We start from the raw sequence: 4,541 nt of genomic DNA, 5'->3' as shown, positions 1-4,541 counted from the left end.
CCGGGCGCCGGCCCGCCGGGTCCACGGCCGCCGGGTGCGCCACTGCATCGGCGCGGAGCCGGGCACGGTCCCGGGCCTCCGATGGCGCCCCGGCGTCACGCGCGCGTTCCTCTGACGGCCCCCTGATCCTTCTGGGCTGCGCCCGCCGTCCCGTGTGGGCAATCGTCCCGCTGGGGCTGGGGGTCCCCCTGGACGAAGTCCTCGGGGGAGGGTGGGCACAACGGAACGGCACCCTTGCGGGTGCCTCCGCACCCGGGCCCGGACCCGCACCACGAGTGCGACGCCGTACGGGTGCGGCTCCAGGCCCGGAAAGCCTTGGCCCGGCAGGGGGCGCCGTCCCGTGTGCCCACCCGTTCCGCCCCGCGGAACGATTGCCCACACGGAACGGCGCGCCAGTCGCACGCGCGCGTACGAAGCGAGTCACGTCCTTTCACGACCGCATCGCCCCGCGAGGAGCAGCACCAGCATGACCAGCGAGTTCTTCATCCCGGACCCGGAGGGTCAGGTCCCGTCGCCCGAGGGCTACTTCGGCGCCTTCGGCGGCAAGTTCATCCCCGAGGCCCTCGTCGCCGCCGTCGACGAGGTCGCCGTCGAGTACGAGAAGGCCAAGCACGACCCCGAGTTCGCCCGCGAGCTCGGCGACCTCATGGCGAACTACACGGGCCGTCCCAGCGCCCTCACCGAGGTGCCGCGGTTCGCCGAGCACGCCGGCGGCGCGCGGATCTTCCTCAAGCGCGAGGACCTCAACCACACCGGCTCGCACAAGATCAACAACGTGCTCGGCCAGGCCCTGCTCACCAAGCGCATGGGCAAGACCCGCGTCATCGCCGAGACCGGCGCCGGCCAGCACGGCGTCGCCACCGCCACCGCCTGCGCCCTCTTCGGCCTCGACTGCACCATCTACATGGGCGAGATCGACACCCAGCGGCAGGCCCTGAACGTGGCCCGGATGCGGATGCTCGGCGCCGAGGTCGTCGCCGTGAAGTCCGGCAGCCGCACCCTCAAGGACGCCATCAACGAGGCGTTCCGCGACTGGGTCGCCAACGTCGACCGGACGCACTACCTCTTCGGCACCGTCGCCGGACCGCACCCCTTCCCGGCGATGGTCCGCGACTTCCACCGGGTCATCGGCGTCGAGGCCCGCCGCCAGCTCCTGGAGCGGGCCGGACGCCTCCCCGACGCGGCCATCGCCTGCGTCGGCGGCGGCTCCAACGCCATCGGCCTCTTCCACGCCTTCCTGCCCGACGCCGGCGTCCGGCTCATCGGCTGCGAGCCGGCCGGCCACGGCGTCGAGACCGGCGAGCACGCGGCCACCCTCACCGCCGGCGAGCCCGGCATCCTGCACGGCTCCCGGTCGTACGTCCTCCAGGACGACGAGGGCCAGATCACCGAGCCGTACTCGATCTCCGCGGGCCTCGACTACCCCGGCATCGGCCCCGAGCACGCCTACCTCAAGGACAGCGGCCGGGGCGAGTACCGGGCCGTCACCGACGACGCCGCCATGCAGGCGCTGCGGCTGCTCTCCCGCACCGAGGGCATCATCCCGGCCATCGAGTCGGCGCACGCGCTCGCCGGGGCCCTGGAGGTCGGCAAGGAGCTCGGCAGGGACGCGCTCCTCGTCGTCAACCTCTCCGGCCGCGGCGACAAGGACATGGACACGGCCGCCCGCTACTTCGGCCTGTACGACACGGACGCCGAGGTGGCCGCCGACCGGGCCGGCACCGCCGAGATCGAGGGGGACGCCAAGTGACCGGGAACATCCAGCTGCTCGCCGACACCCTGGAGCGCGCCAGGTCCGAGGAGCGGGCCGCGCTCATCGCGTACCTCCCGGCCGGCTTCCCGACCGTCGACGGCGGCATCAAGGCGATCAAGGCCGTCTTCGACGGCGGCGCCGACATCGTCGAGGTCGGCCTCCCGCACAGCGACCCGGTCCTGGACGGCCCCGTCATCCAGACCGCCGACGACATCGCCCTGCGCGGCGGCGTGCGGATCGCCGACGTCATGCGGACGGTGAAGGAGGCCCACGAGGCCACCGGCAAGCCGGTCCTCGTGATGACCTACTGGAACCCGATCGACCGGTACGGCGTCGAGCGCTTCACCGAGGAGCTGGCGGCGGCCGGCGGCGCCGGGTGCATCCTGCCCGACCTGCCGGTCCAGGAGTCCGCCCTGTGGCGGGAGCACGCGGAGCGGCACGGCCTCGCCACCGTCTTCGTCGTCGCCCCCAGCAGCAAGGACGAGCGGCTCGCCACCATCACCGCGGCCGGCTCCGGCTTCGTCTACGCGGCCTCCCTGATGGGCGTCACCGGCACCCGGGAGTCCGTCGGCGAGCAGGCCGCCGACCTGGTCCGCCGCACCCGCGTCACCTCGAAGATCCCGGTCTGCGTCGGCCTCGGCGTCTCCAACGCCGTCCAGGCCCGCGAGGTCGCCGCCTTCGCCGACGGCGTCATCGTCGGCTCGGCCTTCGTCCAGCGGATCCTCGACGCCGACGGCGACGAGGCCGCCGGACTCGCCGCCGTAAAGGAACTGGCGGCCGAACTCGCCGAGGGCGTGCGCCGCACCGGCTGACCGGACGTAGTCCGTTCGGGTGGACATCGGACCGGGGAGGCGCGGACGCGCCTCCCCGGTTCGTTGCTGTGGGCGTGAGCGAGAAGAACCGTGACGGTAGTAACAAGAGCGCGCGGGAGCGCCTCCAGCAGCAGCGCGAGCGCGAGAAGGCCCGCGAGAAGCAGCGGCGGGTCCTGATCGTGACGGCGGGAGTGGTCGGCGTCCTCGGCCTCGCCGCCGTCGTCGGCGTGATCGCCGCGAGCGGCGACAAGGACAGCGACTCCGGCAAGGCCGGCCCCGTCGTCGCCCCCACCGGCGCGATCGAGGGCGACAAGCCGGCCATCCCCACCGGCAGGGCGGACGCCCCCTCCACCCTCCAGATCTGGGAGGACTTCCGCTGCCCCGCCTGTGCCCAGTTCGAGAACGTCATGCGGGACGCCATCCACGAGCTGGAGGCCGGCGGCGCGCTCAAGACCGAGTACCACCTCGCCACCCTCATCGACGGCAACATGGGCGGCAGCGGCTCGCTCCGCGCGGCGAACGCGGCGGCCTGCGCCCAGGACGCCGGCAAGTTCACCGCGTACCACGACACGCTGTACATCAACCAGCCGCAGGAGACCGACGACGCCTTCGGCAAGAACGACAAGCTGATCGAGCTGGCCGCCAAGGTCCCCGGCCTGGACACGCCGTCGTTCCGCTCCTGCGTCCAGGACGGCACCCACGACAGCTGGGTCGAGAAGTCGAACGAGGCCTTCCAGAACGGCGGCTTCCGAGGCACCCCCTCCGTGCTGCTCAACGGAGAATCGATCTTCCCGACCAAGGGCGGCGAGCAGATCTCGCCGGAGAACCTGAAGAAGTGGGTCGCCGAGGCCAACAAGGGCAAGAAGCCCGGCACGGCCACCCCTTCGGCGGGCTAGCGCCGGCGGGTTAGTTATCCAGACGTTGCCGGGCGGGCTGCCGGTCCGCCCGCCCGGCAGGGTAGCGTCGGACCTGCCATGGACCTTGCCTACATTCCCAGCCCGTCGACCGGTGTCCTCCACCTCGGACCGATCCCGCTGCGCGGCTACGCCTTCTGCATCATCCTCGGTGTCTTCGTCGCCGTCTGGCTCGGCAACAAGCGCTGGATCGCCCGGGGCGGCACCGCCGGCACCGTGGCCGACATCGCCGTCTGGGCGGTGCCCTTCGGCCTCGTCGGGGGACGCCTCTACCACGTGATCACCGACTACCAGCTGTACTTCAGCGAGGGTGAGAACTGGGTCGACGCCTTCAAGATCTGGGAGGGCGGCCTCGGCATCTGGGGCGCCATCGCCTTCGGCGCCGTCGGCGCCTGGATCGGCTGCCGCCGCCGGGGCATCCCGCTCCCCGCGTACGCGGACGCCATCGCCCCCGGCATCGCCCTCGCCCAGGCCGTCGGCCGCTGGGGCAACTGGTTCAACCAGGAGCTGTACGGCAGGCCGACCGACCTGCCGTGGGCGCTGAAGATCACCGAGAGCGCCAACCGCGAGGCCGGGCTCTACCACCCGACCTTCCTCTACGAGTCGCTCTGGTGCGTCGGCGTGGCCCTGCTGGTCATCTGGGCCGACCGCCGCTTCCGGCTCGGCCACGGCCGCGCCTTCGCCCTGTACGTGGCCGCCTACTGCGCCGGACGCGGCTGGATCGAGTACATGCGCGTCGACGAGGCCCACCACATCCTGGGCCTGCGGCTCAACGTGTGGACCGCGATCGTCGTCTTCCTGCTCGCCGTCCTCTACATGGTCCTCTCGGCGCGGACGCGCCCGGGCCGCGAGGAGATCGTGGAGCCGCGCGCCCAGAACGCCGGGAAGGCCGCGGACGCCGAGGACGCCGAGGACGCCGAGGGCTCCGCGGAGGACGCCGTGGAGGACGACGGCGCCGAGGGCGAGGACGTGGAGAACGGGGCCGGGAACGGCGCGGGGTCGGCCGCCAAGGGCTGAGGTCCGCCCGCACGGACACGAGGGCCGCCGGGACCGAGAGGTCCC

The 4,541-nt window shown here is 72.7% G+C and carries 4 protein-coding genes; all 4 read left to right on the top strand.

The genetic code is table 11. From position 1 onward, the window contains the following. Positions 1-466: 466 nt before the first annotated feature. The gene (trpB, locus tag AB0E83_RS35185) at positions 467-1,750 is read left to right on the top strand and encodes a tryptophan synthase subunit beta (RefSeq protein ID WP_362120853.1); all 1,284 of its coding nucleotides are present in this window, start codon (positions 467-469) and stop codon (positions 1,748-1,750) included. Continuing rightward, positions 1,747-2,565 (top strand): tryptophan synthase subunit alpha, encoded by an 819-nt coding sequence (trpA, locus tag AB0E83_RS35180; protein WP_362120852.1) that lies wholly within the window; start codon positions 1,747-1,749, stop codon positions 2,563-2,565. Before trpB ends, trpA begins: the two co-directional genes overlap by 4 nt. A gap of 74 nt (positions 2,566-2,639) precedes the next feature. Beyond that, positions 2,640-3,461, top strand: coding sequence for a thioredoxin domain-containing protein (locus tag AB0E83_RS35175; RefSeq protein WP_362120851.1), 822 nt, complete (start codon positions 2,640-2,642; stop codon positions 3,459-3,461). A gap of 78 nt (positions 3,462-3,539) precedes the next feature. After that, positions 3,540-4,496 (top strand): prolipoprotein diacylglyceryl transferase, encoded by a 957-nt coding sequence (gene lgt, locus AB0E83_RS35170; RefSeq protein WP_362120850.1) that lies wholly within the window; start codon positions 3,540-3,542, stop codon positions 4,494-4,496. The last annotated feature ends 45 nt before the right edge of the window (positions 4,497-4,541 follow it).

Source organism: Streptomyces sp. NPDC035033, from assembly GCF_040636735.1.
Lineage (GTDB): Bacteria > Actinomycetota > Actinomycetes > Streptomycetales > Streptomycetaceae > Streptomyces.
Note: the sequence above shows the minus strand (reverse complement) of the source record. Positions and strands in the feature narration are given on the sequence as shown.